General features: G+C 28.5%; 19 protein-coding genes and 1 tRNA gene. 6 read left to right on the top strand and 14 right to left on the bottom strand.

Annotated elements, in window-relative coordinates:
- Window positions 1-12: 12 nt before the first annotated feature.
- On the bottom strand, window positions 13-1,092 hold the full coding sequence (locus VBM91_RS01395; protein ID WP_323189045.1) for a M42 family peptidase: 1,080 nt from the start codon (window positions 1,090-1,092) through the stop codon (window positions 13-15).
- Between the two features lie 104 nt (window positions 1,093-1,196).
- On the opposite strand from VBM91_RS01395, the gene VBM91_RS01390 reads away from it, so the two are divergent.
- Window positions 1,197-1,281: transfer RNA gene (locus tag VBM91_RS01390), tRNA-Leu, on the top strand.
- 90 nt (window positions 1,282-1,371) lie between these two features.
- Here VBM91_RS01390 and VBM91_RS01385 read toward each other — a convergent pair.
- Entirely contained in the window at window positions 1,372-1,635 is a 264-nt protein-coding gene (locus VBM91_RS01385) for an HPr family phosphocarrier protein (RefSeq protein ID WP_257088861.1), read from the bottom strand.
- Window positions 1,636-1,742: 107 nt separating this feature from the next.
- Window positions 1,743-3,260 (bottom strand): phospholipase D-like domain-containing protein, encoded by a 1,518-nt coding sequence (locus VBM91_RS01380; protein WP_323189044.1) that lies wholly within the window; start codon window positions 3,258-3,260, stop codon window positions 1,743-1,745.
- A 236-nt stretch (window positions 3,261-3,496) separates the two neighbouring features.
- On the opposite strand from VBM91_RS01380, the gene VBM91_RS01375 reads away from it, so the two are divergent.
- Together VBM91_RS01375 and rpsT are read left to right on the top strand one after the other, a co-directional pair.
- Window positions 3,497-5,182 (top strand): hypothetical protein, encoded by a 1,686-nt coding sequence (locus VBM91_RS01375; protein WP_323189043.1) that lies wholly within the window; start codon window positions 3,497-3,499, stop codon window positions 5,180-5,182.
- A 55-nt stretch (window positions 5,183-5,237) separates the two neighbouring features.
- Window positions 5,238-5,498 carry a 30S ribosomal protein S20 gene (gene rpsT, locus VBM91_RS01370; RefSeq protein WP_257088867.1) on the top strand — a complete coding sequence of 87 codons (261 nt, stop codon included), beginning with the start codon at window positions 5,238-5,240 and terminating at the stop codon, window positions 5,496-5,498.
- A gap of 87 nt (window positions 5,499-5,585) precedes the next feature.
- Here the strand turns inward: rpsT and VBM91_RS01365 are convergent, their stop codons facing one another.
- Complete coding sequence (locus VBM91_RS01365) at window positions 5,586-6,455, bottom strand: Cof-type HAD-IIB family hydrolase (protein ID WP_323189042.1); 870 nt, start codon at window positions 6,453-6,455, stop codon at window positions 5,586-5,588.
- 66 nt (window positions 6,456-6,521) lie between these two features.
- Here VBM91_RS01365 and VBM91_RS01360 point away from each other — a divergent pair, with 66 nt between their 5' ends.
- Genes VBM91_RS01360 through VBM91_RS01350 form a run of 3 tightly spaced genes read left to right on the top strand, consistent with a single transcriptional unit; the run spans window position 6,522 to window position 7,904 of the window.
- Complete coding sequence (locus VBM91_RS01360) at window positions 6,522-7,004, top strand: hypothetical protein (RefSeq protein WP_323189041.1); 483 nt, start codon at window positions 6,522-6,524, stop codon at window positions 7,002-7,004.
- Window positions 7,004-7,498, top strand: coding sequence for a hypothetical protein (locus VBM91_RS01355; protein WP_323189040.1), 495 nt, complete (start codon window positions 7,004-7,006; stop codon window positions 7,496-7,498). The genes VBM91_RS01360 and VBM91_RS01355 overlap by 1 nt, the downstream gene beginning before the upstream one ends.
- Window positions 7,491-7,904 (top strand): hypothetical protein, encoded by a 414-nt coding sequence (locus tag VBM91_RS01350; protein WP_323189039.1) that lies wholly within the window; start codon window positions 7,491-7,493, stop codon window positions 7,902-7,904. The genes VBM91_RS01355 and VBM91_RS01350 overlap by 8 nt, the downstream gene beginning before the upstream one ends.
- 104 nt (window positions 7,905-8,008) lie before the next feature.
- On the opposite strand, the gene rplA is transcribed toward VBM91_RS01350, so the two are convergent.
- The 10 genes from rplA to VBM91_RS01300 all read right to left on the bottom strand — a co-directional run bounded on the left by rplA (window position 8,009) and on the right by VBM91_RS01300 (window position 17,789).
- Window positions 8,009-8,704, bottom strand: coding sequence for a 50S ribosomal protein L1 (rplA, locus tag VBM91_RS01345; protein ID WP_257088879.1), 696 nt, complete (start codon window positions 8,702-8,704; stop codon window positions 8,009-8,011).
- A gap of 2 nt (window positions 8,705-8,706) precedes the next feature.
- Window positions 8,707-9,300: a 50S ribosomal protein L11 gene (rplK, locus tag VBM91_RS01340; protein WP_257088881.1), complete on the bottom strand. Its 594-nt coding sequence runs from the start codon at window positions 9,298-9,300 to the stop codon at window positions 8,707-8,709.
- Between the two features lie 165 nt (window positions 9,301-9,465).
- Window positions 9,466-10,491 carry a hypothetical protein gene (locus VBM91_RS01335; RefSeq protein ID WP_323189038.1) on the bottom strand — a complete coding sequence of 342 codons (1,026 nt, stop codon included), beginning with the start codon at window positions 10,489-10,491 and terminating at the stop codon, window positions 9,466-9,468.
- A 2-nt stretch (window positions 10,492-10,493) separates the two neighbouring features.
- Window positions 10,494-11,231 (bottom strand): triose-phosphate isomerase, encoded by a 738-nt coding sequence (gene tpiA / locus VBM91_RS01330; protein ID WP_257088885.1) that lies wholly within the window; start codon window positions 11,229-11,231, stop codon window positions 10,494-10,496.
- 68 nt (window positions 11,232-11,299) lie between these two features.
- Entirely contained in the window at window positions 11,300-12,565 is a 1,266-nt protein-coding gene (obgE, locus tag VBM91_RS01325; RefSeq protein WP_257088887.1) for a GTPase ObgE, read from the bottom strand.
- Between the two features lie 121 nt (window positions 12,566-12,686).
- Window positions 12,687-15,284 (bottom strand): protein translocase subunit SecDF, encoded by a 2,598-nt coding sequence (secDF, locus tag VBM91_RS01320; protein WP_323189037.1) that lies wholly within the window; start codon window positions 15,282-15,284, stop codon window positions 12,687-12,689.
- 65 nt (window positions 15,285-15,349) lie between these two features.
- Complete coding sequence (ruvB, locus tag VBM91_RS01315; protein ID WP_323189036.1) at window positions 15,350-16,306, bottom strand: Holliday junction branch migration DNA helicase RuvB; 957 nt, start codon at window positions 16,304-16,306, stop codon at window positions 15,350-15,352.
- Window positions 16,278-16,880 carry a Holliday junction branch migration protein RuvA gene (ruvA, locus tag VBM91_RS01310; protein WP_323189035.1) on the bottom strand — a complete coding sequence of 201 codons (603 nt, stop codon included), beginning with the start codon at window positions 16,878-16,880 and terminating at the stop codon, window positions 16,278-16,280. The genes ruvB and ruvA overlap by 29 nt, the downstream gene beginning before the upstream one ends.
- Window positions 16,881-16,970: 90 nt before the next feature.
- Complete coding sequence (gene rpmF / locus VBM91_RS01305) at window positions 16,971-17,171, bottom strand: 50S ribosomal protein L32 (protein WP_257088893.1); 201 nt, start codon at window positions 17,169-17,171, stop codon at window positions 16,971-16,973.
- A 138-nt stretch (window positions 17,172-17,309) separates the two neighbouring features.
- Window positions 17,310-17,789 (bottom strand): hypothetical protein, encoded by a 480-nt coding sequence (locus tag VBM91_RS01300; protein WP_323189034.1) that lies wholly within the window; start codon window positions 17,787-17,789, stop codon window positions 17,310-17,312.
- Between the last annotated feature and the right edge of the window lie 31 nt (window positions 17,790-17,820).

Below are 17,820 nucleotides of genomic sequence, written 5' to 3'. Positions count from 1 at the left end.
TTAATAATTAAATTAAATATATTTTATTTTATCATAGTTTGTCTTATTAAAATCTTTTAAAAAGTTAACTAATAAATCTTTAGCAGCTATTAAATCAGAAATTGAGCAAACACCAATAGGGCTATGTAAATATCTTTGTGGAAGTGAAATTGTTAAAGTTGCAGCTCCACCTTTTGCAAATTGAAGCTCATGAGCATCTGTACCTCCACCCATTGCAACAAATTTGTAAGCTGGAATTTCATATTTAGCAGCAACTCCTTCGAAGAATTGAACTAATTTTGTATCCATTAATGTTCCAACATCTTTAATTCTAAGAGCAGCACCTTTAAATAATGCTGTTGTTCCTGGGATTACATCTGGTGTATCGTGTGAAGAAGTTGTATCAAGTGCTACTGCAACATCTGGATTAACAAGTGCAACTGAACTTCTTGCTCCTCTTGTTCCAACTTCTTCTTGAACTGTTCCTACTAAATATAAATCAACATCTAGATCTAAATCAGCAACTTCATTTGCAATAAATTCTAAAACAGTTACACCTGCTCTATTGTCCATTGCTTTTCCACCAATTAAATCAGGATTGTCAAATAAAATTGTTTCTCCACTCATTTGAACTCTATCACCAATTGTTACTCCTGCTGCTATTGCTTCTTGTTCATTTTTAAATCCAAAATCAGCATAAAGTTCATTATTAGTCATAGCTTTTGAAACTTTAGAATTTTCCATAATGTGAATACTTGTGTGTCCAAATACACCTAAATATTCTTTGTTTGCTGTGATTAATTTAGCTTTTGTTCCAATAACTGTTGAAGCTCAAATTCCACCAATTGGACTTAATAATAATTGTCCTGATTTTTCAATTCTTCTTACAATGTAACCTACTTCATCCATATGTGCTGCAATCATAACTTTTGGAGCAGATGGATTTTTAGATGGTTTGTGAAAAATAATTGAACCTAATTTATCTCTTGAAATTCTGTAAACTGATGAAATATTTTTTCTTAATTCATCTGCTACAGGTTCTTCGTATCTTGACATAGCTTCGATTTCTAAGTATTTAATTAATTGATTTTTAAATTGTTCTTTTTTGTTCATAAACACCTTCTGATTTGTAAAAATAGCTTTAAATTAAAGTTAATTTAAATTATATAAATCTTTATAAATTTTTTTAATTTTGTTTTATAATATTTTTACTAATTGCGTGAGTGGTGAAATTGGCAGACACGCTAGATTAAGGCTCTAGTGGGGCAACCCATGCAGGTTCAAGTCCTGTCTCGCGCACCATATGACACTAAAAAGTGTCTTTTTTTATTTTCTTTTGTACAAAAAAGGCAAAAAGAAAAATCGCCATTAACGCAGCGATTTTCAGAACAATTAAATTAAACCATGATTTTTTAAAGCAGCTTCAATAGCTTTTACTGCTGCTTCTTCATCTTCTCCGAGCACTTTAACTGTAATTTCAGCTCCGTGTTTAATTCCTAAAGCCATAATGTTCATAATTGATTTTAAATTAGCTTCACGTCCATTGTAAATTAATTTAGAATCTGATTTGAATTTTGTAGCTGTTGAAACAATTAAAGTTGCTGGTCTAGCATGTAAACCAATTGGATCAATAATTTTAGCTGTGAATTCTTTCATCGTTTTCTCCTTTGTTCCTTTGCAATTGATTTCAATAAAATGCTGTTTCAAAATTTAACAAAAATAAAATTAAAAAAAGTAGTTTATCTAACCAAAATATACTCTTATTATATCAATGGTTTAGTTATATCAAAAACAAATTTCTTAAATAGATTACTTTTTTTCTTATTTTTACAGTTTTTTTTCATATTTTCAGATTTTTTATCATATTCATCAAAAATCTGAATTAGTTTTTGGACTGATTTTCCTTCAAAAACATCCATTGTTTCATATTGTGAAAACATACTTCTACTGTCTCAGTTAGTTGTTCCAACTCAAGCAATTTTGTCATCAACTATCCCTGCTTTAGTGTGTAAGAAATGGTCATCATAAATTTTTACCTCTAAACCATATGGAATTAATTCTTCAAGTTGAGATAAACTGATTTTATAAACCAGCTTCTTATCTGGTAATCCTGGGAAGTAAATTGTGATTTTCACATTATTTCTCAATGCTAAAATCAATTGTTTTTTAAGTGCATTAGTAACTGAAAAGTATGGTGTGCAAATACGAATTGACTTTTTAGCAGTTGCAATTAATTTTAGTCATAAAAATTCTGATTCTGAATAGTCAAAATTAGGTGATTCTAAAATTAAAAATGAATTATTTTCATATTCTTGATCACTAGTATCAATAAATAATGAACTTCTAATTTCAATATTTTTATTAGTTATTATTTTTCAAAACTTAATAAAATGAATTATATATGTATTTATATATGGACCTGTAATCTTATAGTTAAGATCAATTCAGTGTCCATATTTTTTTGACATTGATGAATATTCATCTGAAATGTTGTTTCCACCTGAGAAAACCATCTTGTTATCTATAATAATAAACTTCTCATGGTTTCTTGAGAAACTACTTGCATTAATAAATGGATAATAAATTTTTCCGATATAGGCAAACTCAATGTTTGGATGTTTAGATAATTTAGATAACTTTCTTTTTTGTGATGGAGTAGCACCAAAATCGTCAACAAGTCATTTAATTTTTACACCTTCATTAGCTTTTTTCAGTAGTAAGCTTAAGAAGTGTTCTGAGATTTCAGATTTTTTAATTATGTATGTAATGATGTAGATTGTTTTTTTTGCATCATTGATTCCATTAAATAAATGATCATAGAATCTATATCCTTCTTCATAGAAATCAATGTTCGCAGGTAGGATAACATTATTATTAAGATTTGTAAGCTCTGTTAAATTATTACTTTTATAACTTAATTGATTTTGATTTTTCATAAACAATGGAACATATTGTTTTAAACAGTACATCGGATTTCTATTAACCTTAATTTCATTTTTATTTTTTCAATGGAAACCATAAACAATAAAAATAACATGTCCGATTATTGGTAATAACATCGTTAAATAAATTCAAGAAAATTTCGACTCATGCTGCTTCTTTTGACTGTAAATAACAAAGACAAAAGTCACATTAATTACATAGAACAAGAAGATGAAAAAATATGAAACTTCTTTGTAAATATTAAGCACTAAAAACGATACAAAAACAACAGTTAATGTAACAATAAAAAATGCAATGATAAATGAAATTAATCACTTTAAGTTATTTTTAGTAATCATGATTTAATTTTATATCATTTTATTCTTTTTGTCCTAAAAAATAGCACTTAAAAAATATTTTAATCACAAAAATAAATTTGGTTTTGGTATAAAATAAACATTATTTTAAATAATTAAAATTAAGACAAAAAGGATTTATGAAACAGCAGAATTTACTTAGAAAACTCAAAGCTTGATCAGCAATTATTATAATTGCTTTAATCTCAATTTTTACCTTCACTTTGGCCGGTGTAAAAATGAGTAATAGATTTAAACCATCCTTCTTTAATTACAAGTCTTATATCTCAGATGAGAATAGGGATAAAATTCAAGAAAACTTCTCTTACAAAACATTTGATGAAATTAACGAATTTACAGTTGCCCTTGTAAACTCAAAAGCAATTGCTGGAATTGGGAGCGATTTCCAAGCAGTTAATTTAATCAAAAAAGACCTATTAGCACCAATTGATTTTAAAAAGTTGCTAAATTTATCAGAAGAGCCTGATAAGGAGTTCCTTAAAAACATCTTGCAAACTATTTACACACCTATTGTGTTTGAACATTTAGCAAGTTATGATGAAGATCTAAAGACAGATCAATCAGGTAAAAAATATGAGGAACCAAGACACTTATGAGAATACTTTGTTCCATACTTTATGCAAGATGCAGTAGTTGCATTTAACACAAAGAAACAAAAGCAAACTAACGGTGTACAACAAATCACAAAAGAATTATTAGATCAAAATAAAACAAAATTACAAGCTAACGGAACAAACCTTGAAGAGTTCGGTTCACTTAGTTTATATAACCAATTAAATACATTGTTTAATAATGGATATTCTAACTTAACTATTACAGATGCTGTTAGAGCTAATATGTTATATGGTTCATTTTATGACTTTAAACCTACCGGCGTAGTCTTAAACACAAATAACGATGTTGCTAAAGATAACTACACGAAGTTTATCGACAACTTCTATTCACTTGTTCAAAAAGGTACAGGTAAAAATCCAAATGATAGCAATTACATCACATATGATGGTGATGGTCAAGGTATCTTAAATAAATTAATTAATCCACAGTATCCAGAAGCTGACTCAGCTGTTATGTATAATGGCGACGCACTGGATGCCTACTTCTCAGATAACAACTATGAAGAAGTTGAAAACGGCACAGTACAATCATTTAAAATTGCACAAAACATCTTACTTATAGATGGATTAGTAGTTGCTAAAAACACATCGCAAGGAACTCTTGATCAACTTTATGAAACATTAAATTCATCAATTTATTCAAATATGGGTGAGTTATATAGATTCACAAAACAATTTAAAAATGATATTCAGGAAGGTCTAAATAATTATTCACTTAAAATGTATGATGAATATATTGATTTAGTGTTCAGAGACTACTATACAGATTTAAATAAATATAATGATTTCAAGAGTCAACTACACGAGCTTTATAAAACTACATTAATTGATATCAATACACTTAGTTCATATAAAGCAAAAGTTGAAGAATTATTTAGTATTCAAGAAACTAAAAATGTTTTTGTAAGGTTGATTCAAGATTTAAATAATGAAGATCCTGAAAATGCGGTCGATATTAATGATGAAGATGAATTTAAGAAAAAGATCGAGTTTATAGTAAATCACATCGATTTTGCTAATAGTAAATTTGTTAAAGTAATGAATAAAAAATACTTACAACTTAATAACTTTGACTTTGTTAACTATACTCCTCCAACAAGATTTGAATATGAGTTAGTTAAAAGAAATTACTTCATTACAGATGACAATGAAGTAGATAATAGTGCATTATACATTTATCAAATTGAAAATGATCCAAACGAAAAAGTCACACACACTAAGATAAATGGTGTAGATGACAACTTATCTTCAAAAATCGGAATTGCATATAACCAAAAATTTAAAAGCTAAAAATATAGTATAATAAAAAAGATTTTTCACATATATTTAGAAAAAGGGAGGATTTATGGCTAACATTAAATCTAAAGTTAAAAGTATAGCTAAGATGGAAAAAGCTCGTGTTAAAAACGCTGCTATGAAATCAAGAGTTAAAACAGCTATACGTAAAGCTAGAGAAGCTGTTTTAGCTAAAGATGCAAAAGCTGCCGAATTAGTTGCATTTGCTCACAAAACAATTGCTAAAGCTGTTTCTAAAGGTGTTTTCCACCCAAACAAAGGTGCTAGAAAACGTTCACGTTTAGATGAATTTGTAAACAAAAACAAATAGTTTAAACATCATAAAAAAACGGACTAATGTCCGCTTTTTTATCTCTCTTTTTCACTTTTACAATAGTGTGCAAGTTATAAAAGTTTTTTAGTACATAATTTTCTTATTTGTTTTTGCAATATTTCCCGTTTGAGAAACAGCTCTTTTAAGTTCATAATCTCCACGATATAAATAATCAACAATAGCTTCAGCTAATCCATCTTGAAGCACATCTGATGTGTAATATTTTGCAAATGATTTTGTATATTGGTCAGAATTATCCATTGCATATGAATATCCTGATAATTTAAACATTGGAATGTCATTTGGACTATCTCCAATTGTCATAACATCAGCTAAATCAGCATTGAAAATGTTTTCACATAATCATTTCATTCCTGAACCCTTATTTACACCAGGATTAGACATTTCGATATATAAATAATCAACATTAACTAAGTCCAATTTAATATCTGATTTATTATATAAATCAACAAATTTTTCTAATTGTTCTTTTGTCCCATAAGCTTCAATTCTGTGTAAATCAGCTGGAATAGTTCCATCCGTAATTCACTTATCATATTCATTAAATGATGTTAAAAACTCATATATATCATCGTGAACATTGTATAAGTAGAATTGATTAACACCTGCATAATATAATGTAACATCAGCTTTGAGTGCTAAATCTCAAACTTTTTTAGCTTCATTAGGATCAATAATTTCAATGTGTAATGGTTTTTCTTCTTGCATATCATAAATAATCGCACCACTTGAACAAGATAAATATCTTGAATTAAGTTCTCTAGCTAAACGTTTGATTTTTTCTAAAACAGGATTACCTGTGTTGATTACAAATGGAATATTTTTAGATGATAAATCTAAAACTTGTTCTTTTACTTTTTCTGATAATTTTTTATGTGGAAATCCGTAAATTGTTCCATCCACATCACTAAAAACTGCAAATGATTTATTCATGCGAATATTATAAATTAAACTATCAAAATATAGCTAAAAATAATATTTTCAATTAAAATATATTTCATGAAAGATATTATTAAATATTTAAACAAACGGCTTAAGCATGATAAGAAGAAACTGCTTACTTACAAGATTATTGATATCAGTTTTTCTGTCATAATTGCACTGCTTAATATTTCATCAATTATCATAGCTGCAATTGCGCTTTCAATCATTGTGTCACATGGACAAACAAATGGAAATGATGAATTACAAAGAAACTCATCATACATTTCAGTTATCTTACTTTGTGTGTTTATGATTATTCTATTCTTTTTAAACATTGGAATAGCTATTTATCGTAGCAATACTAAGATGTCAACTTATAAGAAAGTTCATGAAAGTTTGGAATATCTTGAAATTAAGTATGCTAATGGTTTAATTTCAGAAGAAAACTTAATTAAATTCATTGACTATATGTACGCTGAAGCTAAATCATTCAAGAAATTAGCAATCTTAGAAGTTATTCAGGATGAAATTACCTCACCATCAGGAGGTAAGAAATAATGAAAAAGAAAAACATTACATTGAATGCTTATTTCAAGCTTTATAGAGAAACAAAACTTAAGCTTATTGTGTATTCGGCTCTATATTATTTACTAAATGCATCAATAATCTTGTTTACACTTTTAAACGGTGTGATAGCAATTTTATTCCTTGCAGGAGCATCTTCTTATTATCCTGAAGGTGTGACTAATCCGTACAAAAGTTTTTTAAACTCAAATAGTAACTACATTATATTGCTAACAATTGTTAATGCGATAATCACTTTTACTTCAGGTATATTATCATTCTTTGTTATTAATAAAAAAGCAATCTTTTATCAAAGTAAAATTAAAGCAATTCAACTTGAGCACCTTTTATACAAATCTAAATTACACATATATAAGGATTTAAATAATAAAGAAGCAAACTTTACGTTATTTAAAAGAACAATGAGCATATTAGAAATAGACAGATATAGATCAAGCGACATTGAAAAAGAGGTTAATAATGGATAAAGACAAAACTAAAGAACAAAAGAAAAATAAATTACAAATCAACAGCATTAATGATATTGATAAGGTCAAAAATAGAGTTTATTTTAAATACATTACAAGTAAAACTTTATTTACATTATTAAACGTTATTTCTATTTTCTTATCTGCTTCAATTATTGTTCTAAACTTATATTCAATTAGATTTAATATCTTGCCTGATAAAACAATGGACTTGTTTGTTGCGATTGCTTTATTCTCTGTTATCATAACAATGCTTGTATCAATCCAAAGCTTCTTGGCAATAACAAACAAGACAAATGAATATAAAGATAAGATTTCAAGAAATGTTGAATTCTTAAAAGAGTTTAAGGAACAAACTCAAATAACTGATAATGATATCGAAGTTATTAAGCAAATTATTGAATAAAATGGATGAATGAAACTGAATTAAAAAAGTTTCATTCATTTTTTTATTTGCCTTGCACATAGGAATAAAAAAAATCATAGGTTGCCCTATGACTTATAAATTAACTATTTTTCAATTTTAATTTTAACACTTGGTCCCATTGATGCTGAAACTGTTAAGTTTAACATATATGTCCCTTTAACAGCTGCAGGTTTTAATCTTTTAATTAATGAGATTAATGTTTGTGCATTTTCTACTAATGCTTCAGTTGACATACTTGCTTTTCCGATTAATGAGTGTACAATACCAGCTTTGTCTGTACGGTAGTTAGCTTTACCTTTTTTAAGTTCTTCAACAGCTTTTTCAGGTGTTGGAGTAACTGTACCTGTTTTAGGGTTTGGCATAAGACCTTTAGGCCCTAATTTTTTACCATATTTTCCTAATAAAGGCATCATAGCTGGGTCAGCTACCATAACATCGAAATCAAATTGATCTTCTTTAATTCTTTGTTCTAATGCTTGTGCATCAACAACAATATCTGCACCAGCTTCTTGTGCAGCTTTTTGTTTTTCAACATTGTTTGTAGCTACTAAAACTCTGATTGATTTACCTGTTCCGTTTGGAAGTAATACAGCTCCACGTAATTGTTGGTCTGCTTTACGAACGTCTAAGTTTAAGTTGAAAGCTAAATCGATTGAAGCGTCAAATTTTGCGTAAGAAGTTTTTTTAGCAAGCTCGATAGCTTCAGCTAAATCATAAGCAACTGTTCTGTCAAATGCAGCTCTAGCAGCTTTTAAATTTTTAGAAACTCTTTTAGCCATAATTATTCTGCTCCTTCTTCTTTGTCGTGTTCGTGTGAAATAACGTTAACTTCGATTCTTTCACCTTTTGTTGCAACAAGTTCTTCAGCTTCTTTGTTTAATTCAGCTTCTCTAGCTTCAGCTTTTGCTTCTGCTTTAGCTGCAGCAGCAGCTTCTTTTTTAGCTTTAAAAATGTCGTCGTATCCTTCAACTAAAACACCCATTTGTTTAGCTGTACCAGCAATTGTAGCCATAGCAGCGTAAACATCATCTGTGTTTAAGTCAGGTAATTTGTATTCAGCGATTTCTCTTAATTGGTCTTTTGAGATTGTAGCAACGATTGTTGTTTTAGCGTTTGAAGCACCTGATTGAATTTTTGCAGCTTGCTTAATTTTGTATGAAGCAGGAGCTGTGAATAATTTGAATTCGAATGATTTGTCTTTGTAAACTGTAATTTGTACTGGAACTGGTTCGTCCCCTCTATCTCTTGTAGCATCGTTAAAAGCTTTTGTAAATTCTGGCATGTTAACACCAACTCCAGCAAGAGCTGGACCTGGTTTAGCTTTACCAGCAGGGAATTGCAACTTAGCAATACGTTGAATTTCTTTTTTTGCCATAAACTCTGTATCCTTTCGATATGGTGGTCAAACGATATTTTTTATATCTCCCACATTAATTTGGCAATATTGTGTATATTGCTTTTTTATTATAATAAAAAAAATCATTTTTGATAATGATTTTAATGTGATTGATTTTTATACTTTTAGCACTGTGTGTATGGCTTAAATGTTTTTAATTTTATCTCTTAGATTCTGTGTTTTTTTAGAAAGATTTTCATAATCATCTGATAGACGCTCTAAATATTTTTTAATGTTTTCTCCATTAAATTCTGCTTCATTAACTAATTCAATTGCTTTCTCAAGTCATCTTAAGTTTTTCTTAAGAATTTCTAATAAGTCCTCATTTGCAATTGATTTAGAAATTTTATCAAGTATTACAATGTTATCAATTTGTCTAAATAAATTAATTTTATTGAGTGTATGCATTCTTTTTTTATCAACTGATTTTAATTCAGTCGTTATTACATTTTTAGCTTTTATCCTATGATTAAGAGTTTCTGGATTTTTGTAAATAAAATCAATTCTGTGAATATCATCTGAATTATAAATTCTTAATTCATTTAATATTGTTGTGATTTCTGCATTGTTAAGAAAATTCTTATTCTTTTTCTTATATTGTGCTTCAAAAAGAGCGAAACCAGCTAAAGAGGCAATTAAGCCAGGATCTGACTCATCAGTAATCTTGCGAATTGATTTTTTCTTAAGAATTTCTATTGTATTTTTAAAGTAGCTTTTATCTTCGTAACCTTTAGACATTCACTTTAATGAAATTTCTTGTTTAGATGTAAATTTATCCTTAAAAATATTTGCATTATGACAAATTGTTTGGTTGCCTAAAACTGTTTTTATGATTGTATTTTCTAAAACGGGATTTCAGCCATAAAACACAAACTTTTCATTGATATTATTAACAGTTAAATCTTTAACCTTCATTCCATTTAATTTAGCTATATCAGCTAACAATTTAATTCTGAATTTTTTGAAGTATTCTTTTTTGTCGTAATTTCTAAAGTTAATAACATTTGTTTTTATTTGCATTTCTTGGTTTTTATCATTATTTGGATATTTCCCAATTGTGTATGCAAACGGAATTGAATGAAACTTCGACGTCTTTAATTCATCATAAATAAGAGCATGTCTTCTATCTATTGCTTCGAAGTCAATGTATATTTCTATTTTCTTATTCATTTTTACCTAGTTTTTAAAGCATGCTTAATTACTTCGATAAAGTTATCTAATTGCAATGATGCCTTACCAACTAAAAATCCATTGATATTTGGTTGTGCGCATAATTGTTCAATATTTTGACTTGTAACACTTCCTCCATATTGAACAATAACTTTGTTATCTAGCAATTGCGAAATGAAGCCACAAATTTCATTTGCAAATTCAGGAGTAGCTGAATGACCTGTTCCTGTAGCTCAAATCGGCTCATAAGCAATGATGAATTTATCTAAATCAAGACCTTTAGTTGTTTCTAAAACTTGTTGCTTAATGATTTCTTTAGTTTTATTGTTTTGATAATCTTCTAAACTTTCACCAACACAAATTAAAGGTGTGATCCCGTGTTCAATAGCAATTTTAGCTTTAACATTAACTCTTTCATTAGTTTCAAAGTGATGTAATCTTCTTTCGTTGTGTCCTAAAATGACGTATCTAACGTTTAAATCATTTAGCATAAGAGCACTAACTTCGCCTGTGAATGCACCGAATTGATGAATAGACATATTTTGAGCAACTGGTAGTACAAATTTACTTATAGCACTTGTGAATGCAGGTAAACTTGGGTAAGGCGCTGCAATTCCAACTTTAATGCTTTTAGGAATATTTAATTCTTTGAACGATAAAACTAAATCATCTAAATAACTCAATGTTTGAGTATAAGTTTTATTCATTTTTCAGTTTCCGATTATTAAAAAATCTTTCATATTTACCTCTTTTATTTATTTTATTTTATTTAAAGAAAATAAAAAGAAATCAATAATTAAATTATTGATTACTCTTCATCTGTTCATTCAAATTGGAAACCGTAAATAGAAACAGTGTCACCATATTTAACACCTTTTCTAATTAACTCTTCTCAAACGCCCATTTTCTTTAAGATATTGTTAAATCTAACAAGGTTGTCAAATGTATTGATTGGAATACGGTTGTATAATTCTTCAACTTTTTTACCTGAAACTTCGTAGTATCCGTGATATGGATTTGTAACAACAAAATCAGGTTCATACTCAATAACTTTTTCCTCCTCTTCTTTTTCTTCAATAGGTTGAGCTTTGTTATTGATAATTAAGTCTCATAATTTAGCTTTAACTTCTTCTAAGTTTTCACGTTTGATTGCAGAAATTGAAACAACTTCAACATCCGGATATTTAGCTTTGAATTCTTTTAAGTGTGCTTTGAAAGCTGGTAAATCTTCTTTGTTAGCAATTACTAATTGTGGTTTTTGCTCTAATTTTAAATTGTATGACTTAAGTTCATTGTTAATAACTTCATAATCTTCAACAGGATTTTTTTCTTCTGAACCAAAGTCAATAATGTGAGCTATAACTCTACAACGTTCAATGTGTTTTAAGAATTGAATTCCTAAACCTTTACCTAATGCAGCGCCTTTGATTAATCCAGGTAAGTCGGCAACTGTAAATGAATCGTCAAAATATTTAACCATTCCTAATTGTGGCACAAGAGTTGTGAATTCGTATTCAGCAACTTTAGCTTTTGCATTTGAAACAGCATTTAAGAATGTTGACTTTCCTGCTGATGGCTTACCTACAACACCAACATCTGAAAGGATTTTTAACACAATGTGTGCTTCAAATTTTTCTCCAGGCAATCCATTTTCAGAAATTCTTGGAGCTGTATTTTTAGCTGTTTTGAATTTAGTGTTACCTCTACCACCTTTACCACCAGAAGCTATTAAATATGGCTTATGTGGTTCAATAATATCAGCAACTAAACGTTTACCATCATAAACCAATGTCCCAACAGGCACCTTAACGTATGTGTCTTCTGCATTGGCTCCATAAAGGTTTTTAGGACCACCTTTAACTCCATCTTTTGCAACAATACGTTTGTTTTGGTAGAAAGTTAAAAGAGTATTTTTACCTAAGTCACCTACAAAGTAAACATTTCCTCCTCTTCCTCCATCTCCACCGTCTGGTCCACCTTTATCAACGTGTGCTTCTCTACGGAATGAAACCATACCATTTCCACCACGTCCAGCTTGAATTGATACATAAACTTCATCTATAAATTTGGCCATATTTTCCTCCTTTATGGTAATTAATTTAAATTAATGTAATTATATTCTAAAAATATAATTAAGTTATGCAAATGCATTTGTTTTTGTTAAAAAACAAACTCACGTTTGTGAGTTTGAAATTTTAAAGATAATCATTTACTCCAACGAATGTTTGCTCATCTGGACGGTTAATGTTTCAGTAACCTGTATCAATTCTCTTTTGAATTTTTCTTTGTTTGTGCCCTTCTAACATTGCTCATACTCAAGAACAAATGAAGATTGATGAGTAAACTCCGATTGAAATTCCAAATAGCATAACAATGTTAAATGACATATTTGTAGCATTGTTAAAGCATAATAGAACTAAAATAGCTAGAATTGTTGTTCCTGATGTATATAAACTTCTCTTGAATGTTTGTGCAATTGAGTGGTTAACAATTGACTTGATATCATCTTTTTTAAGAATTTTTCCATTGAATTTAGTTTTAATTGTTTCACGTATCTTATCAAATGTAACAACAGTATCATTGATACTTAAACCTAAAATTGATAACATAGCAGCAACTATGATTGTTGAAACTTGTAATCTTGTAATTACAATGAAAGCAATAACCATTAAGAAGTCGTGAACTAAACCAATAATTGCTGCAATTGAGTAAGTTCAACTCATTCTGAATAATAAGTAAACAATAATTCCAACAAAGCTGATTACAGTAGCTAAAACTGCATTTAATACTAATTTGTTAGCTTCACTTGTTGAAATTGTGTAACTAATAATTTCAACGTTTGCATTATTACTTAAAATATCAGCTCTAATTTTTTCAACAACATCTGCTGATAATGATTGACTTGTTTTAATCATTACAACGTATTCATTTCCTGAAGCACTTGCTTTTGAGAATGAAACTATTTGGTCAACATTTTCAATATTGTATTTTGCAGCATTATCTGCAATTACTTTTTTAATAGATTCAGCATCTTCTAATGTAATAGCAGAACCAATCGATGGTTGAACAGTTATATTTGTTCCTCCAGCAAATTCAAGTGATTTATTAAATCCACCTCAAATATTGTGTTCAGATGCTGAAAGTGAAATGAACACAATCAATCCAATAAGAACAAATATGGCAGAACCAAGTGCAAATCATTTTGATTGTTTCAAGTAATCAAAGTTTTCGATCATTGCGCCAAGTTTAGTTTTATGATTAATGTATCTTTTTCTGATACCTAACATATAAAGTTTGTTATCGAACATACCTGTTCCAACTAACATTGACGCTAAAAATCTTGAAAAGACTAACATAATTAACAATGTACATAAAACAGATAATACAAGTGTAATACTAAATCCTTTTACATCTTTTGTGCCAAAGTAGAATAGGATAAATCCAACAATTAAAGTTGTAACGTTTGCATCGATAATTGATGACATACTTAGCTTATTAGCATTCCTGAAGGACTTCTTCAGTGAGTCTCCTGTGTAAACTTGCTGTTTCAGTCTTTCAAAAGTAATAACGTTTGCATCAACACTAATACCAATTCCAATAATCAAGGCAGCTAATGTAGCTGGTGAATATTCTCCTCTTAATACTGTGAAGATTAGTAATGTTAAGAAAATATAAAGAGCAATTGAGATTGTTGATAATGCACCAAGTAATCCATAGTTAACTAACATAAATATTGAAATTAAACTGAAGATAACAATTCCGGCAATCATTGCATAGTTAAATGATGAATTATTTAAATCAGGTTGGACATAAACATTTGACAATACTTCTAACTCATAATCACTTAAACCAAAGTTAATTTGGTTAGCTAAGTGTTGTGCTTCTTGAGCTGTGAAATTACCTGAGATTTGTACGCTTTCACCATTTAATGGCTCATTAACTGAAGCGTTTGAAATCATATAAGCATTTGCATTAAATTCAAACTCTTTTAAAGCATTTTCAACTCTTCTAGGGTAACCGGCTGAATTATCAATTGAGTAAGCTTGGTTTGTAACGTGAATAAAGTTTCATAAATTATGTCCTGATTGATCTCAATCTTCAGGAAACTCATTTTGTGCAATTGATAATAATTTTTCAATATTTAATCACATTAAAACACGTTTGTCTTGTTGACTTGAAACATATTCAGTTGCTTTTGTTCATTCAACTTGACTATCTGGTCTAAGTTTTAGACTAACTGAGTTTTTACCATTTGATGTATTTGCTTGTGATGTTGCAGAATCTTGTAAAAATGGTGGAATTCATTTTGAAGCAGGTATATCTGTAGGAGAACCATCCACTCCAATAGGCTCACCAACTTTAAATGAACCTTCATAGAATAATGGTCTTAACTGTGCATCAGTAATTGTTAATAATGGTTTATCAACAATTTCATTTTGGAAAAGAATTCTCTCTGAATCAGTTAATTGACCTGATTTAGTGATTCTTATTTTTCCATCACCTTCAGAACTAACTGTAATTCCATTTAAACCTGTACTATTAAGTCTGTTATATAACGATGTGTTAACAAGATTTGTAAGTTGATTGTCTGCGTTCTTTTTATCTTTTTGAACTTGGACTAAAACTTCAATTCCTCCACCATACTCAATAGATTTATTTACATTTTTACCAATGTAAAATAAACTACCAAAAACAATAGCTAAGATTGTTGAAATAATTGTGATAGTGCTTATCACAATTCTCTTTCAATTGCTTAACTTAAAAAATTCTGATATTCTGCTTCTCAATTTCATAATTAGTATTAATTCTACCAAAAATATGCTTTATTTTTTATCTATAAGATAAAAAGAAATTAAAACTAAATTGACAGGTTTTGTCTTAGTAAATAATCTATTCCTAAAGATGTTATTTTTCTTCCTCTAGAAGTTTTTTGCACTAATTTTAAGAGCAATAAGATTGGTTCTATTTCATTGACTATATCGTATTTGTTATGTAAGGTTAAACCGACAATAGTGTCTAATGAAACTGATTTTTCTTCAAATCCATCTTTTAAAATTTGAAGATATTCAATATGGTCCTTTGTTAAACCATATTCATATAGATCAAGATATTTAAAAGTTTTCTTAATAATTTGCTTTGTAATTTCACCTTTTTCTGAAGAAAGTGCAAAATCTAAAACTCTATAAATTAAGTGATTTGCTAACCTAGGTGTATTTCTTGAATAGGATGCAATGTACTTAATTAGTTCGTCATCTAAATTTAAATTTAACTTTGAACAAGTGATTTTTAAGATTTTGCAAATATCTTTTAATGTGTAATTAACTAATCTTCCAATGTAACCAAACCTATCTTTAAGAGGTTGTGAAATTTCATTGAATTTTGTAGTTGCTCCAATTAATGTGAATGGTTTTAATTTCATTCTGATCGGTCTAGAATTTCCATCTACACCTATGATTAAGTCAAAAACAAAATCTTCCATTGCAGCATAAAGAAATTCAACAACATTTTTATTAATGCTGTGAATTTCATCAATAAACACAATATCATTTTCATTTACAACTGATAAAACACTAATTAAATCAGCTTTCTTTTCAATGTTTGTTCCTTGTACAAAGTGAATTTTGCTACCTTTTTGGTTAGCTATGATAGTTGCTAAAGTTGTTTTACCCATACCAGGCATTCCATAAAATAAAATGTGATCTAAAGGTTTATTTTGAACTTTAGAACTCTGTATCATTGCTAAAAGTATTTGTTTCAATTTATCTTGACCAATGAATTTTTCAAAACTATGCGGTCTTAAATCTATTGTCTTCATCTTTTTGAGTTGCTATAAATCTAATGCTTTCTTCTACCATATCTTCGAGCGATTGATTTAATTTAACATTTTTAACTGCACTTTCAATTTGACCTTTGGTAAATCCTAAAACTAATAATGATTTATATAACTCATCTTTCAGTTGTAATTTTTCAGCTTTTTTAGCATCTCCATTTGTTAATATTTTTGCTCATTTGTTACCTAATTCAAAACAAATTAAGTTAGCCATTCTTTCAGTAACAAACGGAATTGATGCTAATTCTTCAGTTTTGTGATCAACGATTAAGTGAGCTACATATTCTCATCCTTTTTCAAGAATGCTCATTGCAATTTTAGCGCCTACTTTTTCTATACCAATAAGGTCAATAAATAATAACCTTTCTTTAAATTCTTTGAACCCATAAGTGTGTGTCATATAATCTGTTCTGTATTCAAATAAATATAGTTTTGTCTTTTGTCCAACTTCTCATCTTTTATCGTCAGCAACAGTTACTATGTATCCATCTCCTTTTGATTCTAAAATAATGTTTGATTTGTTTTTATAAACTATTTCTCCGATTGAATATAATTTCATTTTTTGTCCTCCACTTATTTAGTAAAAACTCTCAAAAAGGAACAAAAAAAGAACAGTTGCCTGTTCTAGTTTATAAATTTAATTAAATTATTAGTTGTTACGATCTAATAAAGCTTTGTACCCTTGTACTTTTTTACCTTTATAAAATCCACAGAATTTACATACAACATGTTGTTCAATTTTGTTTGAACATTGCTTGCAATTTACAAGGTTAGGTAATTCTAATGCTGAATGACTGTTTCTTTTGTGTTTACGTTGTTTTGACGTTTTACGTTTTGGAACAATGGCCATTGTTACCTCCTTTTTAATATTTCGACTAGTCTAAAAGCTTTTATATTATAGTATAAAAGGTAAAAAATAATAGTCCATTTTTAGATTTTTTAGTGATATTTTCTAATGTAAAAAATAAGTAGCAAACGCTACTTGTAATTATTTGATAAGTGAAACTTCTGTTGAAGAATCTAATTTTTGAACCACTTGATCAAGTGTGATTAATTCTTTTTTCAATAGCTCTGATGTAACGATTGGAAGGATTACTGCACATAAGAAACCTATAATTTGTAAAATCATATGTTTTCTAAATAGTGATGCATATTTTAAATCTAATTTTCCATTTGCAATTAATGCAAAAATAGATTTTCTAATATCTAACATAAATACTATGCAAATTACATTAAGAATTCCAAATATAAGTATCAATGTTACTAATCATCATTTAGACATAAGTGCACTCAAATCTAAAAGTGAAATTACAACATTTCATGAAGTAGTTGATTTTTTGCAATTTGTAAGTGCCATTAAAAATACAAAGTATGAAAAACCTGAAATAAGCACAAATATAGAAATAACTAAAATTGCTATGTTGAATTTAGCTAATTTTGGTTTCAGTTCTTTAATAATACTTAACATAATATGTTCCTTTCAGGTTACTAAACATATT

The sequence above is a fragment of the Mycoplasma sp. 2248 genome (assembly GCF_034863245.1).
Taxonomy (GTDB): Bacteria; Bacillota_I; Bacilli_A; order Mycoplasmatales; family Metamycoplasmataceae; genus Mycoplasmopsis.
Note: the sequence above shows the minus strand (reverse complement) of the source record. Positions and strands in the feature narration are given on the sequence as shown.